This is a genomic window from Aquibium sp. ELW1220, from assembly GCF_030398385.1.
Lineage (GTDB): Bacteria > Pseudomonadota > Alphaproteobacteria > Rhizobiales > Rhizobiaceae > Aquibium.
Window position 1 is genome coordinate 22,342 of sequence record NZ_JAOAOQ010000038.1, and the last position, 13,464, is coordinate 35,805.

Below are 13,464 nucleotides of genomic sequence, written 5' to 3' on the forward strand. Positions count from 1 at the left end.
AGGAGTACCGACGTGACCGCAATGCGCGAAGCGCTGTCTGACCATCCGACCCGCGTCACCGGTTTCGTCGCCGGACGGTTCGTCGAAGCGGGCGGCGAGGAGATCGTGGTCGTCGATCCCTCGACCGAGCGGCGGATAGCCATCCTGCATGAATCGGACGCCCTCGAGGTGGATCGTGCCGTGACAGCCGCGCGGAAGGCCTTCGACCACGGCCCGTGGCCGCGCGCGAGCATTGCCGACCGGCAGAAGGCGCTGATGGCGATCCACGACCTGATCCTTGCGCATGCCGACGAACTGGCGGCGCTGGAGACGATCAACACCGGCATTCCGCTCGGCCAGACCAAGCTGATGCACGTGACCCGGGCGGCGCAGAACTTCCGCTTCTTCTCCGAATACGTGAACCAGGCAGGCGGCGACGTGTTCACGCAGGAGCCGGGGCTGATGAGCCTCGTCACCTACGAACCGATCGGCGTGTGCGGCCTCATCGGTCCCTGGAACATGCCGCTCGGGCTGACGGCCATGAAGATCGCCGGCGCGCTTGCCTTCGGCAATTGCTGCGTGGTCAAGCCGTCCGAACTGACGCCGCTGACGGTGACGCGGCTGTTTGCGCTGGTCGCGCAGGCCGGCATCCTGCCTGACGGCGTGCTCAACCTCGTCAACGGCCGCGGCCACGTCACCGGCGTGTCGCTGGTCTCGCATCCCGACATCGACATGGTCTCGTTCACCGGCGGCACCGAGACGGGAACGGCCATCCTGACGGCGCTGGCCAAGGGCATCAAGGGCGGAGCGATGGAACTCGGCGGCAAGTCCGCCAGCATCGTCTATGGCGACGCCGATCTCGATCTCGCGCTCGACGGCGCGCTGCTCGGCTCGTTCATGAACAATGGGCAGATGTGCCTCGCAGGCAGCAGGATCTTCGTTGAGCGGCGCATCGCCGAGCCCTTCATCGAGCGCTTCGCCGCCCGGACGAAAGCGCTCGCCGTCGGCGACCCGCTCGCGCCGGGCATCGAGATCGGCCCGATGATCAACCATTCGCAGCGCGAGCGGATGAGCCGCTATGCCGAGAGCGGCACGAAGGAGGGCGCGACGCTGCTGACCGGCGGGCATCGCCACGCCGGGTTCAACGCGGGCTACTATTTCGAGCCGACGGCGATGCTGGCGCCCGACAATTCCATCGCCATCTGCCAGGAGGAGATCTTCGGTCCCTTCGCGACGCTGCAGGTGTTCGACGACGAGGACGAGGTGGTGGCCAAGGCCAACGACAGCAGGTTCGGCCTCGTGGGCTACGTCTGGTCGGAAGACCTGAAGCGCGCGATGCGCACGGCGTCCGCGCTGCGAACCGGGACGGTGATGGTCAACACGCCGATCGTGCGCGACCTCAGGACCGGCTTCGGCGGCTTCAAGCAGTCGGGCCTCGGGCGCGAGGGCGCGAAGGGGTCGCGGGCGATGTTCACCGAGATGAAGACCACGATCATCGCCCGGGAGCGGCGGACGTTTCCGCGCATGGGCCTTGCGGGGGAGACGGCGTGATGGCGGCGCAGCCGTCGCTTGCCGGGCGCGTGGCGATCGTGACCGGCGCGTCGCGCGGGCTCGGGCTCGAGATGGCGCTTGAGATGGCGGCGGCGGGCATGAAGGTGGTGCTGACCGGGTCCCGGCCGGGCACGGCCTTGGACGCGGCGGTGGAGAAGGCGCGCGCGGCAGCGACGGACGCCGGGCGTGCGGCCGGACGCGACGATGTCGCCGGCATCGTCGCCGACGTCTGCTCCTACGCGGCCTGCGAGGCCGTGGTGGCAGAGACGGTGGCGCGCTTCGGGCGCGTGGACGTGCTCGTCAACAATGCCGGCGTCGGCATGCGGCTGATTTCGGAGCGCTTCAACACCGAGCCGACGCGTTTCTGGGAAGCCGAGCCGGACGCCTGGAAGGCGATCATCGACACCAACGTGACCGGTGCCTTCAACATGGCGCGCGCCGCGGTGCCCGGCATGGTGGCGCGTGGGTTCGGCAAGGTCATCAACGTCTCGACCAGCGACCAGACGATGGTGCGGAAAGGATACTCGCCCTACGGCCCGTCGAAGGCGGCGCTGGAGGCGGCTTCCCGCGTCTGGGCGCAGGATCTGGCGGGTACGGGAGTGACGGTCAACGTCTACCTGCCGGGCGGGGCGGCCGACACCGACCTCCTGCCGTCCGGGCCCGGCAAGAAGGGTGCGGACGGCAATCTGCTGCCGCCTTCGATCATGCGGCGCGCGATCCTCTGGCTCTGTTCGGACGCCTCCAACCACGAGACCGGAGGCCGCTATATCGCCAGGCTCTGGAACGACGCGCTGGCGCCGGACGAAGCGGCTGCCGCGGCGCGATCGGCGCCGGCCGACAAGCCACGGATCATGTGAGGAGACACCATGTTCGATCTCGGCGGCGCGACGCTTGAACGTATCGTGGACCTCGACCCGTTCGCGCTGCCGCTGTCGTTCCTGATGCCGGGCGCCGACATCGAGGCGATCCGGCACCTCGAACCCGTGCTCGCGCCGCACCATGTGGATTTCGCGGCGGGGACCATCCTGCTCGGCGTACAGAGCTGGCTGCTCCGCGCCGGCGGCATGACGATCCTGATCGACAGCTGCGTGGGCGAACGCAAGGAGCGGCCTCGCCGTGCGGACTGGCACCGGCGCGAGGGAACCGGCTTCATCGAGCGCCTTGCCGCGGCCGGCGTGTCACCGGACGAGGTCGACGTGGTTCTCTGCACCCATCTCCATGCCGACCACGTCGGCTGGAACACGCGGCTCGACAATGGCCGCTGGGTGCCGACCTTCCCGAAGGCGCGCTACCTCATCGGCCGGACCGAGCTGGCGCACTGGCAGGCGATCGAGGCGAGGGAACCCGGGAGCCACAATCATGGTGCCTACACCGATTCCGTCCTTCCGGTGATCGAGGCTGGACTGGCGGAAACGGTCGACGACGGGTTCGACCTGGCGCGCGGCATGCGCATCGAGGCCCTGCCGGGACATTCGCCGGGGCAGGTCGGGCTTTGCCTCGACTGCCGGTCGCACGGGCAGGCGCTGTTTTGCGGCGACGCCATCCATTCCCCCGTCCAGGTCTACGAGCCCGGCTGGGCAAGCGCGTTCTGCGCCGATCCGCAACAGGCGGTCGCCACGCGGCTCGCTCTCCTGGAGCGGTCGGCCGGGACCGGCGCGCTGCTCGTGCCTGCGCATCTGAGAGGCGCCGGCGGCATGACCATCGCCCGCGCGGGCGGGGGCTTCAGGCCGGATTTCGTGGGATGACGGCGCCGGTCCGGGCAGACCGGTCAGTCGACCGACGGCTTCGCCCGCTGGATGTGCATCATGTAGACCATCTGATCGGACGGATGCCAGTTGAAGGAGGCGATCAGCACGCCCTGGTCGGTCAGGTAGCGGCGCAGAAGCTGCAGCGCCCAGGATCCCTTCGACAGGCCGAGCTGCCGTTCGATCTCGGCCGGCATCGGCAAGGCGCGGATTTCCTGGACGGCCTCTTCGATCTTTCCGTCGGAGTGGCGCTCGAGCAGGGCGAAGAACGGTCCCTGGTGCCCGTCGAGCAGCGGGATCACATGCTCGAAGCGAGCGGGGATATAGCTCTGGATGTAGCAGATCGGCGTGCCGCCGGGCCGCGTCCATCGCACGCCGGCTACCTCGAACCATTCCTCGCCCGGCAGTCCTCCGACCAGTTCGGCAAGCTCCGCGTCGAGCGCGATGCGCCTGGTGTAGAGGATGACGTAGTAGGTCTCGACCGCGATCTGGAACAGTTCCTCCAGCGAGCCGAAGGAGCGGAAGAAGGTCGAGTGGGGACTGCTCGATATGACGCGGGTGCCCACCCCCTGGCGCCGCTCGACATAGCCGTGTTCGCGCAGGTAGCGGAGCGCTTCGCGAATCGTGAAGCGGGACGTGTTGAACTCGGCCGCGAGTTCGATCTCGGTAGGTATCAGCGATCCGACCGGATAGACGCCGCCGATCAGGCGCTCCTCCAGCACCTTCTGGATACGCGCGTAGCGAGGGCCGTCGCTCCCGGCCTCGCCGGCAACGCTCGTCGTGTCAGCCATGCTGTCGCGGCCTCCCCTGGCATTCGTCCCGGACGTACGGACAATTTTGTCGTATCTGGCGCACCCGGCCGCCTTGCGCAAGATCAACCGTTCGTTCTTCGTGAGCACGCGGAATGCTGGTCGTGACGGAGGGAGATGGAAAAAGGTATGGACATTTATCGTGCGGCTGTGCGAATTCATCTGAACAAACAGGTCGGCGCATCGATGGCCGACATGGAGCGTCCCTGATGCAGTGCCGTCACCTCTCAGTCTATAGCCAGCGTGCGAAGCTCGGGCTCATCGTGCCGCCGACAAATACTGTGAACGAGGCCGAGTGGATGCGCATGGTGCCCGAGGGCGTCACCTTCCATACCCACCGCATGAAGCTGCATGCAGATACCGCCGCCAGCGAGGCGGGCCGGAAAGCGCTGATGGACGACCTCGAAGAGGTCTTCGCCATGCTGAAGCAGGCGCGGGTGGATGCGATCGCCTATGCCTGCACGGCCGGCTCGATGATCAATCCGGTCGGTTCGCTTCCCGACGAACTGACGGCGCGGACGGGCGTCAAGGCGGTCACCACCTCGGCCTCCATCATCGCGGGGCTGAAGGCGCTGGGCGTGACGCGGCTTTCGGTCGCCACGCCCTATGCCGACCGGCTGAACGAGCATGAGACGCATTTCCTGGAAGAGAACGGCTTTGCCGTCGACCGGCTGATCGGCCTCGGCATCGGCGCCAACGGCCCGCAGGAATATGTCCGCATCGCCGAGACGCCGATCGAACAGGTGGCAGCCCATGCGCGCGCGGCCTTCGTGCCCGGCAGCGAGGCCCTGCTGATCACCTGCACCGATTTTCCGACGCTGCCGCTGGTCGAGCAACTGGAAGCCGTGCTCGGCGTGCCGGTCGTGACGTCGAACCAGGCGACCTTCTGGTCGATCCTGCGCGCCGCAGGCATCGACGACCGCATCGCAGGGCTGGGACAGCTCCTGCGCAATCACTGAAAAACGACCCAAGGACAGGAAGACAATGGCAGATCCCGCACTCAAGGCCGCGCTCAAGAACAAGGAATTCATCCTGGCGCCCGGCGTATTCGAGCTGATCTCGGCGCTGATCGCCGACCGGATGGACTTCAAGGCGCTATACGTCACCGGCTACGGCACCGTCGCCTCCTATCTCGGCGAGCCGGACGCCGGCATTGCTACGTACCGCGACATGATCGAGCGCATCGCCCAGATCGTGAAGATGACGACCAAGCCGGTGATCGCCGATGCCGACACCGGCTATGGCGGCCTGCTCAACGTGCGTCACACGGTGCGCGGCTACGAGGACGCCGGCGTCTCCGCCATGCAGATGGAAGACCAGGAGTTCCCCAAGAAGTGCGGCCACACGCCGAACCGGCGCGTCATTCCGCTCGAGGACATGGTGCGCAAGATCGAGGTGGCTGCCGACAGCCGCAAGTCCGACGATTTCCTGATCATCGCGCGCACGGATTCGCGCACCGGGCTCGGCATCGAGGAGGCGATCCGGCGCGGCAAGGCTTTCGCCAAGGCCGGCGCCGATGTCGTGTTCATCGAATCGCCCGAGACGGTGGACGAGATGAAGCGCGTCGCCGACGAGATCGACGCGCCGCTTTTCGCCAACATGGTCAATGGCGGGCGCACCCCGCTCCTGTCGGCCAAGACCCTGCACGAGATGGGGTACTCGATCGCCATCCACCCGGCGGTAGGCTTCCTCTCCGTGGGTGCGGCGCTCGAGAAGGCGTATGCCGACCTGCTGAAGAACGGCGAGAGCACAGACGCCGTCGAACTCTATTCCTTCGCCGAGTTCAACAAACTGATCGGCTTCGAGGATGTGTGGGACTTCGAGAAGAAGTACGCACAGGTCTGAAGCAAGGCTCCAGGGAGACGTGCAATGAGCGAGGATCTCGACGCGAACTACGCCAAGGCCTATGGGAACCGCGCCGGCTTCGGAAAGAAGCCGGCGCTGGTCCTGATCGATTTTGCGCATGCCTATTTCGACAGGGACTGCGACCTCTATGCGGGGGTGGACGATGCTCTCGCGTCGGCCCTGCGCATCCGGGAGGTGGCGCACGAGGTCGGCGTACCGGTCATCCTGACCGAGGTGAGCTACCAGCCGGGCGGGATCAACGGCGGCCGCTTCTTCGAGAAGGCCAAGCCGTTGAAGGCCTTCGTCAAGGGACAGAAGACGGCCGGGTTCGCCGAAGGCCTCGTGCCGCGTGACGACGAGATCGTGGTCACCAAGCAGTACCCGAGCGCCTTTTTCGGGACCTCGCTGGCCTCCACGCTGACGGCCATGGGCATCGACAGCGTCATCCTGACTGGTCTGACGACGTCGGGATGCGTGCGCGCCTCCTGTGTGGATTCCATGTCCTACGGCTTCACCACGAGCGTTGTCCGCGATGCCTGCGGAGACCGGCATCCGGCCCCGCACGAGGCGAACCTCTTCGACATGAACGCCAAGTACGCCGACGTGGTCTCCGAAGCGGAGATTCTCGCCTACCTCCGCTCGCTGCCGATGAGGAACGACCGATGACCGACATCCGCAGGATCGCCGTGCTCGGCGGGGCCGGCGGTATCGGCCGTGCACTGGTCAACGCGCTGGTCGAGGGCGGCGACGAGGTCGTCGTTCTAGACTTGGCCGCATCGCTCGAGCGGCATTCGCTCGACGTGCCGTCGGTCGCCGTGGACGTGCTCTCCGAGGCTTCGATCGGCACGGCGATGCAGGAGCTTTCGAGCCGCGTTCCTGCGCTCGACGGCTTCGTCAACCTTGCAGGCTACAACAGCCGTATCCAGCCGCTGGCCGAGACGTCGAGCGACTACTTCGATGACGTGATCGCCGGGAACCTGCGCGGCGCGTTCCTTTCCACGAAGGCCGTCATGCCGCTGATGGCGGAGGGCGGGAGCGTGGTGATGGTGGCCTCCGGCCTCGCCCATTTCGTGCGCCCGGGCTACGGCTCCTATGCCGCGGCCAAGGCGGGCGTCGTCGCGCTTACCAAGACCTTCGCGCATGAATGGGCGTTGACGGTCCGGGTCAATGCCGTTGCGCCCGGCCTCGTCGACACAGCGTTTCTTCGCGGCGGAACTGGACGGTCGGACGAGAGCGGCGAGAGCGTCGTCAGCCTGGAAGCCTACCGCAACGCCATTCCTATGAAGCGGCTTGCATATCCGGACGATGTGGTCGGGCCGATCCGGTTCCTGCTCGGGCAAGACAGCGCCTATATGACGGGCCAGGTGCTGTGGGTGAACGGCGGCGGCTACATGCCCTGACGGCGTGGTGCCGCCGTCCGGCCTTGTCAGCGGCCTGGCGATGTCCCTGAAGGGTCATCGGCGCCGGCTCCGGATCATCGGAGCCTAGCTCAGGCGCCTGCTGTCCAGGGTCTGCGCAAGCCGGTCCCGCCATAGGCGGCGCAAGTACTCGCGGCTGGGCGGCAGCAGGTACGGCAGTGACGGCGCCAATAGCTCAGCAAAAGTGATCCGCTTTATTCCAAAATTATAACGGTATTTTCGAACTCCAAAGAAGTACTAACAGGATGCGCCGCCGGATATTTTAAGTTGTAGAGCGCGAGATTTTTTACGGCTTTTGCACCGCAGGCAGTGTTCAAGGCGCATCGCATCATATCGGCGGCGAAGCAATCCTAGAGGTGATCCAAGTGCGGAACGATGTTGTCGATCGGCGCGACGGTTTTGCCCGCCCATGTGGCGCAGGGGTACAAGTAGAAGCGTACAGGCCGACACGAGCCGCTCTCCTACACTCCCACCACCAGCGCCGGATCGAATTTGCTGTTCTCGTCATCGTATCCCCGCGGGTTGCAGACCACGCGGGTTTCCCAAACCGGGTAGTCGCAGCTGTCGTGGGTGTGGCCGTGAACCCAGAGTGCCGGACGTCCGCTTTCGATTAAATGTGTCAGGTCGGAAGCGTAGGCGCCGTTCAGGAGATCGCCCTTGAATCGCGGCGGAATGGAACGCGCGTGCGGCAGGTGGTGTGTGACCACGACCGTTCTGGCGGAATCCTTCAGGGCGGTGTCCAGGAAGGTCCGCGACTGCTGATGCATCCTGTAGGCGGCCTCCGGCACAAACCGCTGCCAGGGATTCCGCTGCCTCGCGATCTGCCTGTAGTCGTTCATGCGGCCACGGGCGTGGTGCATCGCTATCTGGGGATGGCCCTCGATGCGGTAGTCGGTCCACAGGGTGGCGCCCAGGAAGCGGACCCCGTCGATGACGGCAGACGTGTTTTCGAGGAAATGCACGCCCGTGAATGCTTCAGCGGCCCTCAAACCGTCCTCGATTCCTTCCCTGATGGACCCTTTGTAGAACTCGTGATTGCCGGCGACGTAGACGCATGGCATCGAAGGCGCGATGTGCTCCGCCAGCCAGTGGACACCGTTGGCCGGGGCGCGGCAGAGATCTCCGGCCATCACGCAGACGTCTGCGTCGGGTATACGAAGCGGCTGCCGCAAGTCGGCGTACTCAAGGTGAAGGTCCGACAGGATCCATATCTTCATTTTCGTCTCCAATGGAGCCTGTGTGGCCATTGTAAGCAATGGAATCCTTGCCGACAGCGTCGATGCACATCGGAGCGCAGGTTTTGAAGGATTCGAATATCCGTCCTGGCCGAGCCGGGGCCTCCGATGGCTCGTAGCCAGGGTCTCCTGCACTAGCAGCGGGTCATGCTGGCCTCCCTGACGTGGATGAGCCGTTCCACAATCCGCTGCAGAGCCCTGATTGAACCGCCCGGCCATGCGGCGGACAGCGCCTCGATCTCGACCCCGTCGAGGGGGAGCGCCCACTGCGGATCGAAACCTTTTTCGCGGTACATCTCGGACAACAGCTGCTGGGCAAGCGCCGGGAGATGCTCGGGTCCGGGCTCCGGAAACCGAATGCAGCGGCAGCGATCGCGTAGCGACCTCGGAACTGGCTCCACGGTGTTGGCCGTCAGAATCCACGAGACATGCGACAGGTCGCATGGCGCGTCGATGTAGGGATCACGCCATCGCGCCGCCGTCTCCCGCTCGAGTAGTCCATGCAGTACGTCATGAAGGTTTCCGTTGTGGCGGCCATTGCCCACCTTCTCGATTTCATCGAGGAGGATGATGGGACCGGCATGTCGGCGAGAGCGGACCACGGCAACAGGCAGGCTGGGCTCACCGGTCGACCACTTCCGCGATGAGCCGCCATGCATGGCATCGTGTACGCCGCCGCAAGGAATCATCTCCCATGGGGTCTTCAGTTCCTCGGCTAGCCGCCGCGCGAAATGGCTCTTGCCCGCGCCGGGTGGGCCGACCAGCATCGTCGGCCGGATGTGGACGTGGTCGCCACCGGCGACATCGTGCAGGACGGTCTCGATCACCGATGCCGCGTAAGGGAATTCCTTTAGGAGCCGTTCCCGAACCAGGCCGAGGTCGGGCACTGGCGAAAGCGGCAGCGCCATGTCGAGGAGTTCCGTATAGTCTCTGCCGACATCCGCTCCGCCCCTGGCGGTCCCCATCCCGATGGTCCTGAAGACCACCACGCCCTCGGCAGACCGCGACTCGGCGTCGTTGGCCGTCTCGTCCGGCCCTGGAGCATCCGAACCGCCCGGCTCTGACGCACCGCCTGTCTCCGCGGACAGGTCGAATGCTCGTCGGAACTCATTCGCATAGTCCCCGACGTCATTCCGGTGGTGGTTCCTGGCGAAGGTGATGCGGGCGCCGGTTGCATGCCAGTCTTCCATCCGCCGCGAATGCACCGCCCAGCCAAGGGAGCGCCACACAAGGTCTCGACCCTGTGCGGACCGGATGTCTTCGAACCCGAGAGCGGCGATCTCCGCCGCAACGAGGGCAGCCGCATCGGCATCGCCGGACGCCGCCCGATAGATGCGGCACCGTGTCCGCCAGGATTTCGCAGGAATGGCCGCCCAGTCAGGAAAGCTCGCGAGCTGGGCTTCCAGCAGACCGAGCGCGTCCATGCCGGGAGCCATCGCCAGGTCGTCGAGGATTTCGAGCACGGACTCATGACCTTGCAGACCCTTCCGCCGGATGTGCCTGGCAAGACGCTCCGCGCACTCCCTGATGTCCTCGCGGACATCGTCCATGAAGAACCCCATGCCGCGCAGCAGCTCTCGCTCGGTCGGCAGGTGGACGCCGGCAAGCGCCTGCTTGCATCGGCGTTCAAAATGACGGTCCGAGGGATCGGCCGTGGGATGGGAAGCGTGCGCCATGACGTCCTCAGCCGTCCAGTTCGGTACGGCTCACCTCGCGCCCGAGGCGATACCACCGGGACAGGGTCCGCGCATATGTGTGGTCTTCGGACACGAGCATGAGTTCGGACGTGCTGATCAACCGGTTCTCCCCGACCAGCTTCGGGTGGCCCGTCGACAGGCCAACGAGGTAGAGCTTGTGTCCCAGCGCCGGCGCCCAGCGATCCAGGGTCGGAGGCTCGACGCCGGCCAGTTCCTCTGGCAGGCTTCCATCCCGCAGAGCCTTCATGTCGGCGACAAGCTCGTCCAGTTTCCGATGGAACCGGGCGAATTCTCGGCTCTGCCCTTCGCCTTGCCTTAACCGTACCACCATGTCGAACGCCCTTCCTCTGCCGCCCACGGACACAGCGAATCACAACCGCCGCCGGAACGGATTCTGCTTAGGGCGTCGGGACGTGCGGCGTCCAGCCGGCTTTAGCCGGCGCCAGTGGCGCCGCAAGGACTCATCCGGGATCCGCGATACGGCTGGATAGGGAATCCCATGGAGTCGTCCAACAAGGCGCGCTACGAAGCTGCATGGACATTCCTAGCGAACTATTGCGGGCGGCGCGCGTCGCCCTGGGCATCGGCCAACGTGAACTGGCCGCGCTATCCGGCGTCGGGCAGCGGACCATCCTGCGCATCGAGCAGAACGACCCGACGGTTTCGCTCGAGACACGGCGGCGCCTGCAGGATGCTTTCGAGAAGCAGGGGATCGTGTTCATTCCCGATGACGGCGTTTCTGGGCCGGGGCTAAGGATCCGGGCGGATCATCTCCAGAAGGGAAACCTACGCTTCTAGCTGTCGTCGCGGATGCTTGCGGCACTTCGGGGTCATGTACGACTGCTGAGCATTTCAATCCGGTCCGTTTGCCGGGTATGGCTGGCAGATAGGCCGCGGTCCCCACGCTCGCTTGCTCTTCGGACGCGTCGGTGACGGACTGAGAGGATGTGAAGGAATGCCCGTTTCCGCGCAGCTTGAGCCAAAAATCTCAAGGATTTCAGTGGGGATACTTTCGCGTCCCCGATTGATTCACACGCTCTGAGGCGTGCGTCAGCCTGGATTTGCCGCCACGGCAGGTCCGGGACGCGCGCAGGCGAGGTCGCCACGCTGGCCTGGGTCGACTGGTTCGACAGTCGCCGGCTGCCGGAGCCCATCGGCAACATACCATCGGTCGAAGCCGAGGAGCGCCAATACGCCAGCTGGAAAAACCGGCCATGGCCGACTGTCTCAGACATTCGAGGAGGTGAAGGCCGGCGTCCGGAAGATCCTCAAGGCGCTCCGTCGGGCGAACTGCTGTCCGACAGGCATCGGGACTGGTTTCGCGCGACTATCCATGGCTAGGGGCTGGCGGCAAACCCAGCGCGGTTCAATCGGAAGCCCCCCCACCGATGCCGGCTGGTGAACCTGCGGGCCTATCTGCCTGCCTCGCCCAAATCGATGACGCTGCCGAGGAGCTTTCGAAGCGCGGCGGAGCCTTTGTGGCCGAGGTGCTCTTCCAGCGCCGAGTTCTGTTCCTCGACATGGCCGCGGACGCGCTCGAAGAGTTCGAATCCCAGATCGGTGATGGTGACGAGCACGCGCCGCTGGTCATGCGGATCAGGGAGGCGATGGACCAGGCCACGCGCCACCATCCGGTCGGTCATCTTGGTGAGCGCCGGGTGGTTCATCAGCACGAGATCGGCGATCTCGCCCATCGACAGGCCGCGCCGTTCGCTCAGCACCTCGAGCATCCGCCACTGTTCAACGCTCACGCCTTCCGCCTGGAGCTCGCGCTCCAGGTCGCCATGCAGCTTGCGGTGCGTCTGGGCTACCAGGTAGGCCAGATAGTCGCTGAGCGATCGTTCGGACACGTTCCTCTCCCGGAGGTCGGCACTGGTTGCCGGCATACGAATCGCAGCCGGGCCGATTGCCTTCGTTTGATGCTTCAGATACTTAATTCGGAAAAGAAAAACAACACAGCGGGAACATACAGGGGCTTGAACCCGGATGATCGAGCGATCGGCTTTGCGCCATGGCGCGAACGGAGGCGGCATGGGACCCGCCCTCGGGGCTGGCCTGCGCGGAGGGCTCTTCTTCGGCGGCCGCCGGAGGGCGCGCATCGCGGTATTGATCCCGATGAGCGGGTCGGCAGGCATCTGGGGCCCCTCCTGCATTTCCTGTGCCCAGCTCGCGCTGGATGAGATCAACCGCTACCGCGGCATCGGTGACCGCGAGGTCGAGCTCGTCTTCCTCGATGCAGATGATTCCGTGGTCGAGACGGCCGTCGAGCAGCTCAACGACCTGATCGAGGACGGCGGCGTCGACGCCGTCGTCGGCATGCATGTGAGTTCGGTGCGCCAGCGCCTGAACGCCGCGCTCGGCGGGCGGATACCCTATGTCTACACGCCGCTCTACGAAGGCAACGAGCAGGCGCCGGCCTGCTTCACCATCGGCGAGACGCCGCGCGAGCAGCTTGCCCCGGCGATCCGGCATCTCGCCGCCTCGCTGGGGGTGAGGCGGTGGGCGCTGGTCGGCAACGACTATGTCTGGCCGCGCGCCTCGCACCGGTACGCCAGGGACTGCATCGCCGCATCGGATGGTCAGGTGGTGTTCGAGACCTACGTGCCGTTCGGCCTCGAGGAACCGGTCGAACTGGTCGAGCAGGTTGCGGCGAAACGGCCCGACATCGTGCTCCTGTCCCTGATCGGTCAGGAAGCGGTCGAATTCAACCGGGTGTTCGGCGCCATGGGCCTCGACCGGTCGATCGTGCGCTTCTCCACCGCCATCGAAGAGAACGTTCTGCTTGCGACGGGGGCCGACTACACCCGCCGCCTCTATGCCGCGTCCTCCTATTTCGCCGGTCTCAAGACCGATGCCAATCTCTCCTTCGTCGAGCGCTACCGCAGCCTGCACCGCGAGCATGCCCCGGTGCTCAACGCGCTCGGGCAGTCGATCTACGAAGGCCTGCATTTCTATGCCGCGCTGATCGACGGCAAGCGGCCGCGCGGCGCTCCGATCACCTGGCGCAGCGCGCGCGGCGGCACCTTCGTCTCGAACGAGCGGAAGGAGAACCCGATCTACCTGGCGCGCGCCGACGGCCATCTGTTCTCCGTCATCGACAGGCTTGCCTGAGGCCGGCCGCGCATCGGACGCCGACCCGGCTCCCATTCCGAGAAAGTTTAACTCGGAAAGCAAAAAAGCTTGAA

Annotated in this window: 14 protein-coding genes; 9 read left to right on the forward strand and 5 right to left on the reverse strand. The window is 65.6% G+C overall.

Features of this window, described 5'->3' with window-relative positions; genetic code table 11:
* Positions 1-21 precede the first annotated feature (21 nt).
* From N1F91_RS24575 to N1F91_RS24585, 3 genes are read left to right on the forward strand one after another with little or no spacing between them, the layout of a single operon-like run.
* Positions 22-1,530 (forward strand): aldehyde dehydrogenase, encoded by a 1,509-nt coding sequence (locus tag N1F91_RS24575; RefSeq protein WP_289996144.1) that lies wholly within the window; start codon positions 22-24, stop codon positions 1,528-1,530.
* Complete coding sequence (locus N1F91_RS24580; RefSeq protein WP_289996117.1) at positions 1,530-2,387, forward strand: SDR family oxidoreductase; 858 nt, start codon at positions 1,530-1,532, stop codon at positions 2,385-2,387. The genes N1F91_RS24575 and N1F91_RS24580 overlap by 1 nt, the downstream gene beginning before the upstream one ends.
* Positions 2,388-2,396: 9 nt before the next feature.
* Positions 2,397-3,275: an MBL fold metallo-hydrolase gene (locus tag N1F91_RS24585; protein WP_289996119.1), complete on the forward strand. Its 879-nt coding sequence runs from the start codon at positions 2,397-2,399 to the stop codon at positions 3,273-3,275.
* A 23-nt stretch (positions 3,276-3,298) separates the two neighbouring features.
* Here N1F91_RS24585 and N1F91_RS24590 read toward each other — a convergent pair whose 3' ends face one another.
* Positions 3,299-4,066, reverse strand: coding sequence for a GntR family transcriptional regulator (locus tag N1F91_RS24590; RefSeq protein ID WP_289996120.1), 768 nt, complete (start codon positions 4,064-4,066; stop codon positions 3,299-3,301).
* A 227-nt stretch (positions 4,067-4,293) separates the two neighbouring features.
* Between N1F91_RS24590 and N1F91_RS24595 the strand changes: the two genes are divergently transcribed.
* Genes N1F91_RS24595 through N1F91_RS24610 form a run of 4 tightly spaced genes read left to right on the forward strand, consistent with a single transcriptional unit; the run spans position 4,294 to position 7,329 of the window.
* Positions 4,294-5,043 (forward strand): aspartate/glutamate racemase family protein, encoded by a 750-nt coding sequence (locus N1F91_RS24595; RefSeq protein WP_289996121.1) that lies wholly within the window; start codon positions 4,294-4,296, stop codon positions 5,041-5,043.
* A 25-nt stretch (positions 5,044-5,068) separates the two neighbouring features.
* The gene (locus tag N1F91_RS24600; protein ID WP_289996123.1) at positions 5,069-5,929 is read left to right on the forward strand and encodes an isocitrate lyase/PEP mutase family protein; all 861 of its coding nucleotides are present in this window, start codon (positions 5,069-5,071) and stop codon (positions 5,927-5,929) included.
* A 24-nt stretch (positions 5,930-5,953) separates the two neighbouring features.
* On the forward strand, positions 5,954-6,595 hold the full coding sequence (locus tag N1F91_RS24605; protein ID WP_289996125.1) for an isochorismatase family protein: 642 nt from the start codon (positions 5,954-5,956) through the stop codon (positions 6,593-6,595).
* Positions 6,592-7,329: an SDR family oxidoreductase gene (locus tag N1F91_RS24610; protein WP_289996126.1), complete on the forward strand. Its 738-nt coding sequence runs from the start codon at positions 6,592-6,594 to the stop codon at positions 7,327-7,329. The genes N1F91_RS24605 and N1F91_RS24610 overlap by 4 nt, the downstream gene beginning before the upstream one ends.
* Before the next feature lie 479 nt (positions 7,330-7,808).
* Here the strand turns inward: N1F91_RS24610 and N1F91_RS24615 are convergent, their stop codons facing one another.
* From N1F91_RS24615 to N1F91_RS24625, 3 genes are all read right to left on the reverse strand, one after another.
* The gene (locus N1F91_RS24615; protein ID WP_289996127.1) at positions 7,809-8,564 is read right to left on the reverse strand and encodes a metallophosphoesterase; all 756 of its coding nucleotides are present in this window, start codon (positions 8,562-8,564) and stop codon (positions 7,809-7,811) included.
* Positions 8,565-8,716: 152 nt separating this feature from the next.
* Positions 8,717-10,258: an AAA family ATPase gene (locus N1F91_RS24620; protein WP_289996128.1), complete on the reverse strand. Its 1,542-nt coding sequence runs from the start codon at positions 10,256-10,258 to the stop codon at positions 8,717-8,719.
* Between the two features lie 7 nt (positions 10,259-10,265).
* Positions 10,266-10,526, reverse strand: coding sequence for a DUF6634 family protein (locus N1F91_RS24625; protein ID WP_289996129.1), 261 nt, complete (start codon positions 10,524-10,526; stop codon positions 10,266-10,268).
* Positions 10,527-10,813: 287 nt separating this feature from the next.
* On the opposite strand from N1F91_RS24625, the gene N1F91_RS24630 reads away from it, so the two are divergent.
* Positions 10,814-11,077 (forward strand): helix-turn-helix transcriptional regulator, encoded by a 264-nt coding sequence (locus N1F91_RS24630; RefSeq protein ID WP_289996130.1) that lies wholly within the window; start codon positions 10,814-10,816, stop codon positions 11,075-11,077.
* Between the two features lie 614 nt (positions 11,078-11,691).
* Here N1F91_RS24630 and N1F91_RS24635 read toward each other — a convergent pair.
* A complete protein-coding gene (locus N1F91_RS24635; protein ID WP_289996131.1) occupies positions 11,692-12,129 on the reverse strand; it encodes a MarR family transcriptional regulator in 438 nt (145 codons plus the stop codon).
* Between the two features lie 181 nt (positions 12,130-12,310).
* Here N1F91_RS24635 and N1F91_RS24640 point away from each other — a divergent pair, with 181 nt between their 5' ends.
* Positions 12,311-13,390 carry a substrate-binding domain-containing protein gene (locus tag N1F91_RS24640; protein ID WP_289996132.1) on the forward strand — a complete coding sequence of 360 codons (1,080 nt, stop codon included), beginning with the start codon at positions 12,311-12,313 and terminating at the stop codon, positions 13,388-13,390.
* Positions 13,391-13,464: the final 74 nt, after the last annotated feature.